General features: G+C 73.1%; 17 protein-coding genes. 10 read left to right on the forward strand and 7 right to left on the reverse strand.

Annotated features, from left to right (window positions below):
* Positions 1–31 precede the first annotated feature (31 nt).
* Both ACIHAA_RS12200 and ACIHAA_RS12205 read right to left on the reverse strand, forming a co-directional pair.
* A complete protein-coding gene (locus tag ACIHAA_RS12200) occupies positions 32–1,333 on the reverse strand; it encodes a phosphoribosyltransferase family protein (protein ID WP_399815926.1) in 1,302 nt (433 codons plus the stop codon).
* Positions 1,334–1,346: 13 nt separating this feature from the next.
* The gene (locus tag ACIHAA_RS12205) at positions 1,347–1,664 is read right to left on the reverse strand and encodes a DUF1876 domain-containing protein (protein WP_399815928.1); all 318 of its coding nucleotides are present in this window, start codon (positions 1,662–1,664) and stop codon (positions 1,347–1,349) included.
* Between the two features lie 171 nt (positions 1,665–1,835).
* Here ACIHAA_RS12205 and ACIHAA_RS12210 point away from each other — a divergent pair, with 171 nt between their 5' ends.
* Positions 1,836–2,210, forward strand: coding sequence for a YchJ family protein (locus ACIHAA_RS12210; protein ID WP_399815930.1), 375 nt, complete (start codon positions 1,836–1,838; stop codon positions 2,208–2,210).
* A 17-nt stretch (positions 2,211–2,227) separates the two neighbouring features.
* Here ACIHAA_RS12210 and ACIHAA_RS12215 read toward each other — a convergent pair whose 3' ends face one another.
* Complete coding sequence (locus tag ACIHAA_RS12215; RefSeq protein WP_399815932.1) at positions 2,228–2,929, reverse strand: FadR/GntR family transcriptional regulator; 702 nt, start codon at positions 2,927–2,929, stop codon at positions 2,228–2,230.
* 130 nt (positions 2,930–3,059) lie between these two features.
* Here ACIHAA_RS12215 and ACIHAA_RS12220 point away from each other — a divergent pair, with 130 nt between their 5' ends.
* Both ACIHAA_RS12220 and ACIHAA_RS12225 read left to right on the forward strand, forming a co-directional pair.
* Positions 3,060–3,599, forward strand: coding sequence for a gluconokinase (locus ACIHAA_RS12220; RefSeq protein WP_399816145.1), 540 nt, complete (start codon positions 3,060–3,062; stop codon positions 3,597–3,599).
* A 96-nt stretch (positions 3,600–3,695) separates the two neighbouring features.
* Complete coding sequence (locus ACIHAA_RS12225; RefSeq protein ID WP_399815934.1) at positions 3,696–5,093, forward strand: GntP family permease; 1,398 nt, start codon at positions 3,696–3,698, stop codon at positions 5,091–5,093.
* 19 nt (positions 5,094–5,112) lie between these two features.
* On the opposite strand, the gene ACIHAA_RS12230 is transcribed toward ACIHAA_RS12225, so the two are convergent.
* From ACIHAA_RS12230 to ACIHAA_RS12240, 3 genes are all read right to left on the reverse strand, one after another.
* Entirely contained in the window at positions 5,113–5,745 is a 633-nt protein-coding gene (locus ACIHAA_RS12230) for a cytochrome b/b6 domain-containing protein (RefSeq protein WP_399815936.1), read from the reverse strand.
* Positions 5,729–6,502, reverse strand: coding sequence for a molybdopterin-dependent oxidoreductase (locus ACIHAA_RS12235; RefSeq protein WP_399815938.1), 774 nt, complete (start codon positions 6,500–6,502; stop codon positions 5,729–5,731). The genes ACIHAA_RS12230 and ACIHAA_RS12235 overlap by 17 nt, the downstream gene beginning before the upstream one ends.
* Positions 6,503–6,704: 202 nt before the next feature.
* A complete protein-coding gene (locus ACIHAA_RS12240) occupies positions 6,705–8,360 on the reverse strand; it encodes an FAD-binding dehydrogenase (RefSeq protein WP_399815939.1) in 1,656 nt (551 codons plus the stop codon).
* A gap of 241 nt (positions 8,361–8,601) precedes the next feature.
* On the opposite strand from ACIHAA_RS12240, the gene ACIHAA_RS12245 reads away from it, so the two are divergent.
* From ACIHAA_RS12245 to ACIHAA_RS12275, 7 genes are all read left to right on the forward strand, one after another.
* Positions 8,602–9,495 carry a DMT family transporter gene (locus ACIHAA_RS12245; protein WP_399815941.1) on the forward strand — a complete coding sequence of 298 codons (894 nt, stop codon included), beginning with the start codon at positions 8,602–8,604 and terminating at the stop codon, positions 9,493–9,495.
* A 59-nt stretch (positions 9,496–9,554) separates the two neighbouring features.
* Positions 9,555–10,073, forward strand: coding sequence for an NUDIX domain-containing protein (locus tag ACIHAA_RS12250; RefSeq protein WP_399815943.1), 519 nt, complete (start codon positions 9,555–9,557; stop codon positions 10,071–10,073).
* 98 nt (positions 10,074–10,171) lie between these two features.
* A complete protein-coding gene (locus ACIHAA_RS12255; protein ID WP_399815945.1) occupies positions 10,172–10,564 on the forward strand; it encodes a YidH family protein in 393 nt (130 codons plus the stop codon).
* Positions 10,561–10,884 (forward strand): DUF202 domain-containing protein, encoded by a 324-nt coding sequence (locus tag ACIHAA_RS12260; RefSeq protein WP_399815946.1) that lies wholly within the window; start codon positions 10,561–10,563, stop codon positions 10,882–10,884. The genes ACIHAA_RS12255 and ACIHAA_RS12260 overlap by 4 nt, the downstream gene beginning before the upstream one ends.
* A 107-nt stretch (positions 10,885–10,991) precedes the next feature.
* Positions 10,992–11,903: an MBL fold metallo-hydrolase gene (locus tag ACIHAA_RS12265; protein ID WP_399815948.1), complete on the forward strand. Its 912-nt coding sequence runs from the start codon at positions 10,992–10,994 to the stop codon at positions 11,901–11,903.
* A 155-nt stretch (positions 11,904–12,058) separates the two neighbouring features.
* Positions 12,059–13,081: a phosphotransferase family protein gene (locus tag ACIHAA_RS12270; protein ID WP_399815950.1), complete on the forward strand. Its 1,023-nt coding sequence runs from the start codon at positions 12,059–12,061 to the stop codon at positions 13,079–13,081.
* A gap of 6 nt (positions 13,082–13,087) precedes the next feature.
* Positions 13,088–14,302 carry an acyl-CoA dehydrogenase family protein gene (locus ACIHAA_RS12275; protein WP_399815952.1) on the forward strand — a complete coding sequence of 405 codons (1,215 nt, stop codon included), beginning with the start codon at positions 13,088–13,090 and terminating at the stop codon, positions 14,300–14,302.
* Positions 14,303–14,347: 45 nt separating this feature from the next.
* Here ACIHAA_RS12275 and ACIHAA_RS12280 read toward each other — a convergent pair whose 3' ends face one another.
* On the reverse strand, positions 14,348–14,941 hold the full coding sequence (locus tag ACIHAA_RS12280) for a TetR/AcrR family transcriptional regulator (protein WP_399815953.1): 594 nt from the start codon (positions 14,939–14,941) through the stop codon (positions 14,348–14,350).
* Positions 14,942–14,952: the final 11 nt, after the last annotated feature.

The following is a 14,952-nucleotide window of genomic DNA, read 5'->3' on the forward strand; positions in this document are numbered from 1 at the left end:
GTCCGTGCGGGGTGCGAGGGGCGCGGGGCGGTCAGACGTGGGCGGGGGCCATGTGGTCGGTGAACCAGTCCCGGGCCAGGTCGGTCACCACCTCCAGGGTGCCGGGCTCCTCGAACAGGTGGGTGGCGCCGGGGACGATGGCGAGGTGGTGCTCGCAGCGCAGCCGCATCTGGGCCTGCCGGTTGAGGTCGAGTACGACCGGGTCGGCGCCGCCGACGACCAGCAGGGTGGGCGCGGTCACCGCGGGCAGCCGGAGCCCCGCGAGGTCGGGGCGGCCGCCGCGGGAGACCACCGCGGCGATCCGGGCGTCCGGTTCCGCGGCGGCCCACAGGGCGGCGGCGGCCCCGGTACTGGCGCCGAAGTAGCCGACGGCGCACCCCTCGTGCCCAGCCCGGGTGCGCAGCCAGGCGGTGGCGTCGGTGAGGCGTCCGGCCAGCAGACCGGTGTCAAACACATTGGCCCGGTCCTGCTCCTCCTCCTCGGTGAGCAGGTCGAACAGCAGGGTGCCGAGTCCGGCCCGGTTCAGGCCCGACGCCACGAACTGGTTGCGCGGGCTGTGCCGGCTGCTGCCACTGCCGTGGGCGAACACCACGATGCCGGGCGCGTCGTCCGGCACGGTCAGCAGACCGCCGAGCCGCACCGGACCGGCGGTCACCTCGACCTCGGTGCCCGGGGCCGCCCGGCCGGGTGCCGCGGGGCGGCCCGCCGCGCGCCGCAGGCAGTCGGCGACCTCCTCGTCGTCGGTCTGGGCGAAGTCGGCGTAGAACTGGCCGATCGCGAAGAAGTCCCGCGGCGCCGCCACGGCCACCAGTTCGTCGGCCTCGTCGGCCAGCCGCTCGGTCCAGTCGTCCGGGGCGACGGGCACCGCGAGGACGATCCGCGCGGCCCCCCGGGCGCGGGCGATCCGGCAGGCGGCCCGTGCGGTCGAGCCGGTGGCCACCCCGTCGTCGACCACGACCACGGTCCGCCCCTCGACGGACACGGGGTCGTGGGTGCCGCGGTAGCGGCGGCCCCGCTGTTCGAGGACGCCCCGTTCGTACTCCTCGACCTGACCGAGTTCCTGCCGGGTGACACGCGCCTCCCGGACCACCGCGTCGTTGATCACGCGGACGCCGTCCTCGCCGATCGCGCCCATGCCCAGCTCGGGCTGGAACGGCACGCCGAGTTTGCGGACCAGGCAGACGTCGAGGGGGGCACCGATCGCCCGGGCGACCTCGAAGGCGACCGGGACGCCTCCCCTGGGCAGCCCCAGCACCACCGCGTCGCGGCCCCGGAGGTGTTCGAGGCGCGCGGCCAGCAGCCGTCCCGCTTCCTGACGGTCCATGAAGAGCACGGCTCGGCCCTCCTCACTCCCGGGACAGCCACAGCGGTGCGGGCGGTGCCTCCTCCGGGGCCCCGGTCTCCTCGATGTCGCCCGCGGCGGCGCGCAGCAGCTTCCGGCCCAGTGCGATCAGGGCCCGCCCGGCGGCGAGTTCGTCCCCGATCTCGGGCACCGCCATGTCGTAGGGGTTGCGGTGTGCCGCGGCGCAGCTCTCCAGCAGATTGTCGCCGGTGTCCAGGACGACCCGGGCCGTGGTGGAGGGGTCGTGCTCGGAGAGGTAGAGGCGCAGGCTCCACTCCTTGGCGGCGGGCGGGCGGCCGGGGGCGATTCGGAACGACGTCATCTTCCGTACCTCCTCACGCCGGTGCGGTGCGGCACCGCACGGGGCGCGCGCGCCCTTCCTCCACTGTGACTCCGATGGGACGGGTGCGCACGCAAGGGGGAGGTCTTGCGCCGGGGGCGCCCGGCCGCCCGGCCCGCGGGACCGGAGGGCCGGGCGGGCACAATGGCGGTCATGACCACGCATTCCTGCCCCTGCGGGCTGCTCGAGCCGTACGAGAAGTGCTGCGGCCGTTTCCACTCGGGGGCCGCGGCGGCGCCGACCGCCGAGGCGCTGATGCGGTCGCGGTACAGCGCCTTCGTCCGGGCGGAGGCGGGGTATCTGCTGCGGACCTGGCATCCGCGCACCCGGCCCGCGCGGCTGGACCTGGACCCGGGGACGCGCTGGACGGGGCTGGAGATCCTGGGGACGGCGGACGGGTCCGCCTTCCACTCGACGGGCACGGTGACCTTCCGCGCCTCCTACCGGGGCGGCGCCCTCACGGAGCACAGCCGGTTCGAGCGGGTGGACGGGGCCTGGGTGTACATCGACGGGGACTTCCCCGACTGAGCACCACCCGGAGGGGCCTACGGCGCGAGGATGTCCAGCTCGTGCAGGGCGCCGACGGTGATCTCCCGGGTGAGCTGCTCCGCGCGGGCCGCGTCGCCCTCCCGTACCGCCTCCGCGACCCGGACGTGCAGGGTGACCGCGGCCGGGTCGGGGTCCTCGAACATCACATCGTGGTGGGTGCGTCCCGAGAGGACCTCCGCGACGACGTCGCCGAGGCGGGCGAACATCTCGTTGCCGGACGCGGTCAGCACCGTCCGGTGGAAGGCCACGTCGTGGAGGAGGTAACCCTCCAGCTGATGGCCGCGTGAGTTGGCGACCATGCCGAGGGCGCACTCGGTCAGCCGGGCGCACTGCGCGGGCGTGGCGTTGCGGGCGGCCAGGCCCGCGGCGGCCGGTTCGACGGCCGAGCGCAGCACGGTGAGCGACCGCAGCTGGTGCGGACGGTCGGCACCGGCCAGGCGCCACCGGATGACCTGGGGATCGTAGACGTTCCACTCGGCCTTGGGCCGGACCGTGACACCCACCCGGCGGCGGGACTCCACCAGGTGCATCGACTCCAGCACCCGGACCGCCTCCCGCATCACGGATCGGGAGACCTCGAAGTGATGGGCGAGTTCGTCGGTGCGCAGGACGCTGCCCGGCGGGTACTCGCCCGCTGTGATCGCGGGGCCGAGGGTGTCCAGTACACGGCCGTGCAGCCCCCGGCCCGGAGTGGTCATGTACTCAGCGTACGAGGCGGGTCACGGGAAGAAAAAGTCAGACTTATTTGTCACAGAGACTTGAATTAGTCCTACCTAATCGGTTTCAGTGACGTCGACATCAGATGTCGACGAAGACAGCGAGAGCACGATGCACCAAGTGCGCACCCCCCCTGTGGTCGTGGTCATGGGCGTGGCAGGCACGGGCAAGACCACGGTCGGCCCCCTGCTCGCGGCCCGGCTCGGCGTTCCGTACGCCGAGGGCGACGACTTCCACCCCCCGGCCAGCATCGCCAAGATGTCGGCGGGCGTCCCGCTCACGGACGAGGACCGGTGGCCCTGGCTGGACGCCATCGGCACCTGGGCGCAGGGGCGGGCGGGGCTCGGCGGGGTGGTCAGCAGCTCGGCCCTGAAGCGGGCGTACCGCGACCGGCTGCGGGCCGTCGCTCCCGGCGTGGTCTTCGTGCACCTCACGGGCGACCGGGGCCTCATCGAGGACCGGATGGCGCAGCGGCGGGGGCACTTCATGCCCACGGCCCTGCTGGACTCCCAGTTCGCCACGCTCCAGCCGCTGGAGCCGGACGAGGCGGGAGTGGCGGTGGACGTCTCGGGCAGCCCCGAGGAGATCGCCGCCCGCGCCGTGGACGCCCTGGGCGCCCTGGAGCGGTCCTCCGCCCAGCCCTCGCAGTAACCTCCCGGTCCCCGCGCGCCGTCCTCCCCGGACCGGCGGCGCCGGGGGCCGTCCCACCAGAAACCGAGAGTTCCTCTCCTCACCCAAGGGACCCCCGTGACCAGACTCAGCGTCGAGATGCTGGCAGCGGACACCGTCGAGCCGATCACGTCGGCGGGCCACGCTCAACTCGGCATCGCGGCCTTGGCGGGCATCGCCGTCATCGTGCTGCTCATCACCAAATTCAAGCTCCACGCCTTCCTGGCCCTGACCATCGGCTCGCTCGCGCTCGGCGCGTTCGCCGGGGCACCGCTCGACAAGGCCATCACCAGCTTCACCACCGGTCTCGGCTCGACCGTGGCCGGTGTGGGCGTGCTGATCGCCCTGGGCGCGATCCTCGGCAAGCTGCTCGCCGACTCCGGCGGCGCGGACCAGATCGTCGACACCATCCTCGCCCGGGCGAAGGGCCGTGCGATGCCGTGGGCGATGGTGCTGATCGCCTCGGTGATCGGCCTGCCGCTGTTCTTCGAGGTCGGCATCGTGCTGCTGATCCCGGTGGTGCTGATGGTCGCCCGGCGCGGCAACTACTCCCTGATGCGGATCGGCATCCCGGCACTGGCGGGCCTGTCCGTGATGCACGGCCTGATCCCTCCGCACCCGGGGCCGCTGGTGGCGATCGACGCCCTCAAGGCCAACCTCGGGGTGACGCTGGCGCTCGGCGTGCTGGTCGCCGTCCCGACGGTGGTCATCGCCGGCCCGCTGTTCTCGAAGGTCGCCGCCCGCTGGGTGGACGCCCCGGTCCCGGAGCGCATGCTCCCGCCGCGCGCCTCCGAGGAACTCCGGACGCGCCCCGGCTTCGGGGCCACGCTGGCCACGGTGCTGCTCCCGGTGGTGCTGATGCTGTCCAAGGCGCTGGTCGACATCGTCGTGGACGACCCGGCACAGCAGGTGCAGCGGGTCTTCGATGTGATCGGCTCCCCGCTGATCGCCCTGCTCGCCGCCGTGGTCGTCGGCATGTTCACCCTGGGACGCCCAGCCGGGTTCACCAGGGAGCGGATCGCCGGGACCGTCGAGAAGGGGCTCGCGCCGATCGCCGGGATCCTGCTCATCGTCGGCGCGGGCGGCGGCTTCAAGCAGACCCTGATCGACTGCGGGGTGGGCCAGATGGTGCTGGACATATCCAAGGACTGGTCGATCCCCGCCCTGCTGCTGGCCTGGCTGATCGCGGTGGCGATCCGGCTCGCCACCGGGTCCGCCACGGTGGCGACCGTCTCGGCGGCCGGTCTGGTGGCGCCGCTGGCGGCCGACATGTCGACCACCCACACCGCCCTGCTGGTGCTGGCCATCGGCGCCGGTTCGCTGTTCTTCAGCCATGTCAACGACGCGGGCTTCTGGCTGGTGAAGGAGTACTTCGGCCTGAGTGTCGGAGAGACCGTCAAGACCTGGTCCGTGATGGAAACGATCATCTCGGTGGTCGCGGGGGCCCTGGTGCTCCTGCTGTCCCTCGTCGTCTAGGGCTCGCCCGCTGCGGCGGCTACGGCCGCCACAGCGGGTGTTCCCGCTCCGCCCAGTCGCGGCGGACCAGCCCGGTGCGCAGCCCGCGCCGGGCTTCCGGGTCTCCGAGTGCCATACCGATGTGGCCGGCCAGGACGACGCCGATCGTCAGGGCGAGCCAGTCGTGGACGAAGGTGGCCGAGGTGCGCCACATCAGCGGGGTGAGATGGGTGAACCACATCAGCAGCCCGGTGCCGAGCATCACCAGGGTGGCGCCCGCGATCCAGGCCGCGTAGGTCTTCTGCCCCGCGTTGAACTTGCCCGCGGGGCGGGACGCGCGGCGCCGGTCCCGGCGCAGGGCGGCGCGCAGCCAGATCCGGTCGTGCGGGCCCCAGCGGTTGAGGTGGCCGAGGTCGGTGCGGAAGGCGCGGGAGACCAGGCCCGCCAGGACGGGCACCGGGAGCATCAGGCCGGCCCACTCATGGATCCGGACCACCAGTTCGCGGCGGCCGACGAGCTCCGCGAGGGGCGGGAGATACAAGCAGCCGGCGGTGAAGACGCAGACGCCCATCAGCGCGGCGGTCAGCCGGTGCACCCAGCGCTCCGCGCGGCTGAAGCGCCGCAGCAGGGCAGGGGCGGTGACGGGGTGTGCGGTGTCAGCTGGTGGGGGCATCGTCCCGTCCGTTCGACCGGCCGACCCAGGCGTCGACGTCGTAGCCCCGGTCCTCCCAGTACCCGGGGCGGACGTCCCGGGTGACGGTGATGCCGGAGAGCCACTTGGCGGACTTGTAGAAGTACATGGGCGCCACATACAGCCGCACCGGGCCGCCGTGGTCGTGGGTGACGGGCTTGTCCTGCATCCGCAGGGCCACCAGGACGTCGTCGCGGCGCGCCTGGTCGAGGGTCAGGCTCTCGGTGTACGCCCCGTCGAAGCAGGTGAAGCGGACGGCCCCGGCGTTGGAGCGCACGCCGACCGCCTCCAGCAGGGTGGCGAGCCGCACCCCTTCGAAGGGTGTCTTCGGCACCCGCCAGCCGGTGACGCACTGGACGTCGTGGACCAGCCGGGTCTGCGGCAGGGCGCGCAGGTCGGCGAGGGTGAAGCTCCTGGGGTGGTCGACCAGGCCGCCGACGGTGAGCCGGTAGTCACGCTCGCCCCGGTGCGGCACGGACGCCGTGACGGAGTAGTAGCGGAAGCCGCCGCCGTTGGGCAGCAGCCCGGTCAGGCCCGTCGGGTCCTGCTGGGAGACGCTCCCGAGGAAGGCCTCCATACCGCGCTGGAGGGCGGGCGCGGTGACGACACCGAGCGCGCCGAGCCCCAGGGTGCCCAGCAGGACCCGGCGTCCTATCGGGGTGCCGGTCGCGGGGGCCTCGGAGGGCTCCCGGTCGGGGGGCTCCGGCGCGTCCCGCTCTTCGGGTCGTTCAGGGTTCACAGACCGATTCGAACACTCTCCGGTGCCCCGGGGCCAGGGGGGACGGGCGTACGTCATACTTCCGTCATCTCTTCTCACCCCGTTCTCAGGGAGGGGCCACGGCCCCGGTTCCCGGGAAGCGGGATCCCGGCCGCTCTCGGAAGACGGCCCCCGGTTCTCGGGCAGCGGGCCCCTGGGCGGCCCCACGGCCCGGGCCCACGCCCTACCCCACGGCCCGGGCCGCCGCGCGTCCGGCCGTGCGTCCCGAGAACAGGCAGCCACCGAGGAAGGTGCCCTCCAGGGAGCGGTAGCCGTGCACCCCGCCGCCGCCGAAACCGGCCGCCTCCCCGGCCGCGTACACCCCCGGGAGCGGGTCGCCGCCCTCGGTCAGCACCCGGGAGGAGAGGTCGGTCTCCAGGCCGCCGAGGGTCTTGCGGGTGAGGATGTTCAGCCGTACCGCGATCAGGGGGCCCGCCGCGGGGTCGAGGATGCGGTGCGGGGCGGCGGTGCGGACCAGCCGGTCGCCGAGGAAGCGGCGGGCCCCGCGAATCGCGGTCACCTGGAGGTCCTTGGTGAACGGGTTCAGGATCTCCCGGTCCCGTGCCACGATCTCGCGGCGCAGCTCCGCCTCGTCGATGAGCGGCTCCCCGGTGAGCGCGTTCATCCCGCGCACCAGCGCTCCGAGGTCCTTCTCCACGACGAAGTCGACGCCGTGGTCCATGAAGGCTCGCACCGGTCCGGGTACGTCCGCGCGGGCCCGGCCGATCACGTCCCGCACCGACTTCCCGGTGAGGTCGGGGTTCTGTTCGGAGCCGGACAGCGCGAACTCCTTGCCGATGATCTTCCGGTCGAGCACGAACCAGGTGTGGTCGTGGCCGGTCCCCATGATGTGTTCGAGGGTGCCGAGGGTGTCGAAGCCGGGGAACAGCGGGACGGGCAGGCGCCGGCCGCGGGCGTCGAGCCAGAGGGAGGAGGGGCCCGGCAGGATGCGGATGCCGTGGTTGTCCCAGACCGGGTCCCAGTTGTGCAGGCCCTCGGTGTAGTGCCACATGCGGTCGCGGTTGATCAGCCGGGCGCCCGCCCCCTCGGCGATGCCGAGCATCTCGCCGTCGACGTGTGCGGGCACCCCGGAGACCATGCGCTCGGGCGGGTTGCCGAGGCGCCGGGGCCAGTGGGCGCGGACCAGGTCGTGGTTGCCGCCGATGCCGCCGGAGGTGACGACCACCGCCTGCGCCCGGAGTTCGAACGCCCCGGTGACCGTGCGGCTGCTGGCCTTGCCGCGCGGGACGGCGGAGGGTTCCAGGATCTCCCCGGTGACCGTGTCCACGGCGCCCGCGCTGCGGGAGAGCCCGGTGACCCGGTGACGGAACCTCAGCTGGACCAGGCCGCGGGCGGCCCCGGCCCGCACCCGCCGGACGAAGGGCGCGAGCACCCCGGGGCCGGTGCCCCAGGTGATGTGGAAGCGGGGGACGGAGTTGCCGTGGCCGGTGGCCTCGTAGCCGCCGCGCTCGGCCCAGCCGACCACCGGGAAGAAGCGGATGCCCTGCCGGTGCAGCCAGGCCCGCTTCTCCCCGGCCGCGAAGTCGACGTACGCCTCCGCCCACGTGCGCGGCCAGTGGTCCTCCGGCCGGTCGAAGGCGGCGGTGCCCGTCCAGTCCTGGAGGGCCAGGGCGTGGCTGTCCCGGATCCGCAGCCGCCGCTGCTCCGGGGAGTCGACGAGGAAGAGGCCGCCGAAGGACCAGAACGCCTGGCCGCCCATCGACTGTTCGGGCTCCTGGTCGAGCAGGATCACCGTGCGGCCCGCGTCCGCCAGTTCGGCGGTCGCGGCCAGCCCGGCGAGGCCCGCACCGATCACGATGACATCAGCGTCGTAGGCCATGGGCCCGTCCTCTCGCCGTGACGACCTGGGAGTTCAGGGGGGTTACCGACGGGTCAGATCCTTCGGCAGGACGAGTGACGGCGTCAACCGTCCGGCCCGGGGTACGCGTCGCCGGGCCCGCCCCGCCGTCACGGCCGGGCGGGATCCGTCGGATGCGGTCAACCACGGGCGGGCCCCGGCCGGGGGCGTTACAGTCGGCGTGATACGCATCCCGAGACCCCGCCGATCATCGAGGTACAGCGTGTCGGTACTGGTTCTTGCCCTCGCCGTGAGCGCGGCCTTCTGCCTGGGTACCGGATTCGTGCTCCAGCAGAACGCCGCCCAGCACGCGCCGTTGAGCGACTTCCTCTCCCCCCGGCTGCTGCTGGACCTGATGCGGATGCCGCGCTGGCTCGGCGGTCTCGCCCTGATGGTGGCCGGGATGGTGCTCAGCGCCGTCGCGCTGGCCCGCGGCGAGATCTCCCTGGTCGAGCCGCTGGTCGCCACCAATCTGCTGTTCGCGCTGGCGGAGTCCCGTCGGCAGACCAGGCAGCCGCTGGGCCGCCAGGGGTGGGCGGGGCTCGCGCTGCTGGCCGGGGGCGTCACGGCGTTCATCGTGGCGGGCCGTCCCCGGGCGGGCGTCGCGGTCACGGATCCCGTACGGCACTGGGTGATCATCGGCGTGATGGTGGGGGCGGCCCTGCTGCTCACGACGTACGCCAAGAAGTCGCGCCTGATCATCGGACCGGTGCTGCTCGGACTCGCGGCGGGTCTGCTCTACGGCGTGCAGGACGCGCTCACCCGGGTCAGCGGACAGCGGTTCACGGCGGGCGGCTGGGCGGAGTTCATCACCAGCTGGCAGCCCTACGGGGTGCTGGTGCTCGGGGTGACGGGACTGATCCTGGTGCAGAGCGCCTTCGAGACGGCGCCGCTGCGGATGTCCCTCCCGGCGCTGACCGCGGCCCAGCCGCTGGCCGGGATCGCCTGCGGGGTGGGCTTCCTGGGCGACCGGCTGCGCACCGACACGGGCGCCCTGGCCTGGGAGGCGGCCGGGCTCGCGGGCATCGTCTGCGGCATCGTGCTGCTCGGACTGCACCCGGCGATGCCCCGGGGGACGGCGGAGCCGGAACGGGAGCGGGACCTCCAGGCGCGGTGAGGCGCGGCGGCGCCGGGCCCGACCGGGCGGGCCCGGGATCCGGCTGCTTGGATGGGCCCATGAGTGCCGCCGACGAACTCCTCGACATCGTGGACGAGAACGACAGGGTCATCGGGCAGTCGCCGCGCGGCGAGGCCTATGCGCGCGGGCTGCGCCACCGGTGTGTGTTCATCGAGGCGCGGGACGGCGAGGGCCGCCTCTTCGTGCACCGCCGCACCCCCACCAAGCTGGTCTTCCCCTCCCTCTACGACATGTTCGTGGGCGGAGTGGTCGGCGCGGGCGAGAGCTACGACGAGGCGGCGCTGCGGGAGGCGGAGGAGGAACTCGGGGTCCGGGGGCTGCCCCGGCCGGAGTTCCTCTTCACCTTTCTCTACGACGACGGCGGCGGCCGGACCTGGTGGTCCGCGGTCTACCGGGTGCGCTGCGAGCTGCCGGTGGACCCCCAGGCCGAGGAGGTCGCCTGGCACGCCTTTCTGCCCGAGGAAGAGGTGGAGCGGCGGCTGACCGACTGGGAGTGGGTCCCGGACGGTCTGGCCGCCTACGAACGGCTCAAGGAGCACCGGCGGTCCACGGCCTGACCCCGGGGCCCCGGCCGGGCGGCGCGCTCCCGCGGCTGTAGATGTCTGACCAGAACCGCCCCACGAACCTTCCAAGGGTGACCGGTAGGGTCCTGGATGTGAGCGAATTCGTGCGGAACGTCCGGCTGTGGTTTGCGCCCGGGGAGGTCCGGCAGGAAGGCCGTACGCCCGACTACCGCTTCTCCCTCGCCAATGAGCGGACGTTCCTCGCCTGGCTGCGCACCGCGCTGGCACTGATCGGCGGGGGCTTCGCCGTGGACCAGTTTTTGCCTCATCTGCGCTGGGCCTGGCGGGTAGGGCTCGCCCTGGCGCTGCTCGCCGCCGGGGTCCTGTGCTCGCTGCGCGCGGTCCACCACTGGGTGCGCTGCGAGAGGGCGATGCGGCGCGGTGAGGACCTCCCGGCCTCCCGGTTCCCGGCCCTGCTGGGCATCGCCGTCGCCGTGGTGGCGGTCGCGATGGTCCTGGTCGTGCTGCTGGGCCTGGCGGGATGAGCGCCCCGGCCCCGGAGCGCGACCCGGGCCTCCAGCCGGAGCGCACCCGGCTGGCCTGGCGCCGTACGACCCTGTCGTGCACGGTGGCCGCCGTCCTGGCCGGGAAGGCGGCGCTGCACTCGGGAACGGCGGCCGGTTTCGCCGTGGTCTGCCTCTGCGGACTGCTCTGGTCCGGCTTTCTGGCCGTCGCCCAGCGGCGCATATGCGCCCTGGCGTCCGCGCCACCCGGCAGTCCCCCGCGGCTGAGCCCCCGTCATGCCGCCTTCGCGACCCTGTGCACGGTGGCCCTCGCGGTGTGCGCGGCCGCACTGCTGTTCTGACCGCGCTACCCGAGAACCCCACCGCCGTACCGGCACCCCCTGCGCGGGGCGGCCGTGCGTCGACTGGCAGTCTTGATCATCGGTTGACGACAACGCAGGGGGTTTCCATGACCGCGGCCGAGCCGTACACGTGCGCACTCGCCGATGACGTACACGCCTATGTCCAGCCGGACGGCGGATGGTGTCTGAACAACGCGGGGTTCGTGGGGGACGGCACCACGACCCTGCTCGTCGACACCGCGGCCACGGAGCGGCGCGCCCGCGCCCTGGCCGCCGCGGTGGCGGCCACCGGGGCGCCCGCGCCGCGGTTCGTGGTGAACACCCACCACCACGGCGACCACACCTACGGCAACGGGCTGTTCTCCCCGGCCGCAGCGATCGTCTCGCACGCGGACTGCCGCCGGGAGGCGCTGGCGAGCGGGCACAACCTGGCGCTGGTGTGGCCCGGGACCGACTACGGGGACATCCGCATACAGGGCGCCGACCTGACGTACACCGACCGCACGACGCTGCATGTCGGCGGGATCGACGCGGAGGTCATCCACCCCGGTGTGGCCCATACCGTCGGGGACTCCGTGGTGTGGCTGCCGCACCGGCGGGTGCTGTTCGCCGGGGACCTCGTCTTCGAGGGCGGCACCCCGTTCTTCCTGATGGGGTCGCTGAGCGGTTCGCTGCGCGCCCTGGACGTGCTGCGCGGTCTGGGCGCCGAGACGGTGGTGCCGGGCCATGGCTCGATTACCGATCCGTCGGAGTTCGACCGCACCGAGCGCTATCTGCGGTTCGTCGCGGAGGTGGCGCAGAAGCACCACCCGGAGGGGCACACTCCGCTGGAGGCCGCCCGGGCCACCGATCTCGGGGAGTTCGCCGAGTGGCGGGAGAGCGAGCGGCTGGTGGCCAATCTGCACCGCGCCTACGCCGAGCTGGACGGGCAGCCGGAGGGCGCCCCCCTCGATCCGCTGCCCGCCTTCCACGACATGGCCGTACTGAACGGCGGGGAGATGGTGGCCAGCCACGCCTGAGCGTCCGGCGGTACCGCCGCGCTCCTCCCGTTCCGCCCCCGGCGCCACGAGCCCAGCTCGTGGCGCCGATCACGTTCCTCCCGCACACTGGACGGCATACCGACCGGTCGGCATCATGATGCACGTCCTGTCTTCCCGCGCGCGTAGGAGCAATGATGAGCCCAGACCACCCGCCAGGCCTCGACCTCGACCGGCTGCGCGGCCTGCTCGACACCGAGCGGCCCGGACTGGTGGGAGGCCCGCTGACCGGCCGGCTGATCGAGGGCGGGCGGTCGAACCTCACCTACGCCGTCTCGGACGGGGCGGCCACCTGGGTCGTACGCCGTCCCCCGCTCGGGCATGTCCTGGCCACCGCGCACGACATGAAGCGCGAGCACCGGGTGATCAGCGCGCTGCACCCGACGGCCGTCCCGGTGCCGCGCCCGGTGCTGCTGTGCGAGGACGACTCGGTGCTGGGCGCCCCGTTCTACGTCATGGACTTCGTCCGGGGCACCCCCTACCGCACCGCCGGGCAACTGGCCCCGCTCGGCCCGGAACGGACCCGGGACGCGGTGCTCGGCCTGGTCGACACTCTGGTCGAGCTGCACGCGGTGGACCCCGCCGGGGCGGGCCTCGACGACTTCGGGCGCCCGGATGGCTTCCTGGACCGGCAGCTGCGCCGCTGGGGCAAGCAGCTGGACGCCTCCCGCAACCGCGAGCTGCCGGGCATCGACGAACTGCACGTGGCGCTCGGCCGCGCGCTGCCCGCCTCCCCCGCGCCCACCGTGATCCACGGCGACTACCGCCTGGACAATGTGCTGCTCGGCGAGGACGACCGGATCACGGCGGTGCTGGACTGGGAGATGTCCACGCTCGGCGATCCGCTCACCGACGTGGGCCTGCTGGCGATGTACAGCGTGCCCCTGCGGCTCGCGGACTCCCCCATCTCCACCACCGCCACCGCCGAGGGCCATCCGGACCCGGCCGCGCTGATCGAGCGGTACGCGGCCCGCTCCGGACGGGACCTCACCGCCATCTCCTGGTACACGGCGTTCGCCTGGTTCAAGCTCGCCGTGATCCTCGAAGGCATCCACTACCGCTACACCCTCGGCCAGACGGTCGGCCGGGGCTTCGACCGCATCGGCGAGCTGGTGCCCGTCTTCATCGAGCACGGCCTGACCACCCTCCAGGAAGGCTGATCCGCCATGGACTTCGCATTCGACGCGCGCACCGAGGAGCTGCGCGCCAGGCTGCTCGCCTTCATGGACGAGCACGTCTACCCGGCGGAGGCGGTCGCCGAGGAGCAGCGGGCGCGGCTGGCCTCGCCCTGGGACACCCCCGCGGTCGTCGGGGAGCTGAAGGCCGAGGCCCGCCGCCAGGGCCTGTGGAACCTCTTCCTGCCGGACGCGGAGTACGGCGCCGGGCTCACCAACCTCCAGTACGCCCCGCTCGCCGAGATCACCGGCCGCTCCCCGCACCTCGCGCCCACCGCGCTGAACTGCGCGGCGCCGGACACGGGCAACATGGAGGTGCTCGCCCAGTTCGGCGACGAGCAGCAGCGCAAGCAGTGGCTGGAGCCGCTGCTCGCCGGGGAGATCCGGTCGGCGTTCGCGATGACCGAGCCGGAGGTGGCCTCCTCCGACGCCACCAACATCACCACGCGTATCGAGCGCGACGGCGACGAGTACGTCATCACCGGCCGCAAGTGGTACATCTCCGGGGCGATGAACCCGGACTGCCGGATCTTCATCGTGATGGGCAAGACGGACCCGGACAGTCCCGACATCCGCCGCCAGCAGTCGATGGTGCTGGTCCCGCGCGACACACCCGGTGTGCGGATCGAGCGCGCGATGCAGGTGTACGGCTACGAGGACCACTCCCACGGCGGTCACGCCGAGGTCGTCTTCGACCGGGTGCGGGTGCCGGTGTCGCATCTGATCGGGGAGGAGGGCGGCGGCTTCGCCATCGCCCAGGCCCGGCTCGGTCCGGGCCGTATCCACCACTGCATGCGGCTGATCGGGATGGCCGAGCGGGCCATCGAGCTGATGTGCCGCCGGGCCCTGGACCGTACCGCCTTCGGCAAGCCGCTGGCCCGGCAGGGCGTGGTGCACGGCTGGATCGCCGATGCGCGGGTGGCCGTGGAGCAGCTGCGGCTGCTGGTCCTGAAGACCGCCTGGATGATGGACACGGTCGGCAACCGGGGTGCCCACACCGAGATCCAGGCCATCAAGATCGCCACTCCGCGCACGGTCGTCGACATCCTCGACAAGGCGGTCCAGCTGCACGGCGCGGGCGGGGTGAGCCAGGACTTCCCGCTGGCCGAGCTGTGGGCGGCGGCCCGGACCCTGCGGCTCGCGGACGGCCCGGACGAGGTGCACCAGCGGTCCCTGGCCCGCCGGGAGTTGCAGCAGTACCGGTGAGCGGCGGACGGGAGGAGGGGCGGCCCTCCTCCCGTCCGGGTGCCGTCAGGGGCGCAGCGCCCGCAGCAGCAGGTCGGCGAGGTGGTCGGCGACCTGCTGGGGGGTGAGCGGTCCGTCGGGGCGGTACCAGGTGGACAGATGGTGCACCGAGCCGAAGTGGTAGTCGACGACCAGGTCGGCGGGGGTGGCGGTGGAGAAGACGCCCTCCTTCTGGCCCTCCTCGATCAGCGCGCGGAACCGCTCGTGGTAGCGGCGCCGCTCGGCGCGCACCTGCTTGTACTTCTCGGGGCTGAGCTGGTGCATGGACCGGAAGAAGATCATCGCGTCGTCGAGGTTCTCGATCGTGGTGACGACGACGTCCGCGGCCGCGGCCCGCACCCGCTTCTCGACCGGCGCCTCGGCGTCCGCGATGGCGTCCAGGCGCTCCTGCTGGAGGCGGAGCACACGGGCGTAGACCTCGTGCAGCAGATCGTCCTTGGAGCCGAAGTAGTGGTACAGCGCCCCCTTGGTGACGCCGGCCGATTCAACGATCTCCTGTACGGAGGTGCGGTCGTACCCCTGGTCGGCGAAGAGCCGGGTGGCGGCGGCCAGCAGCCGCTGCGGGACGGGCGTACCGTCCCCGTCCGTCGTTCTGGGCACTGCCGCCACCT

The organism is Streptomyces sp. NPDC052040, from assembly GCF_044548405.1.
Lineage (GTDB): Bacteria > Actinomycetota > Actinomycetes > Streptomycetales > Streptomycetaceae > Streptomyces.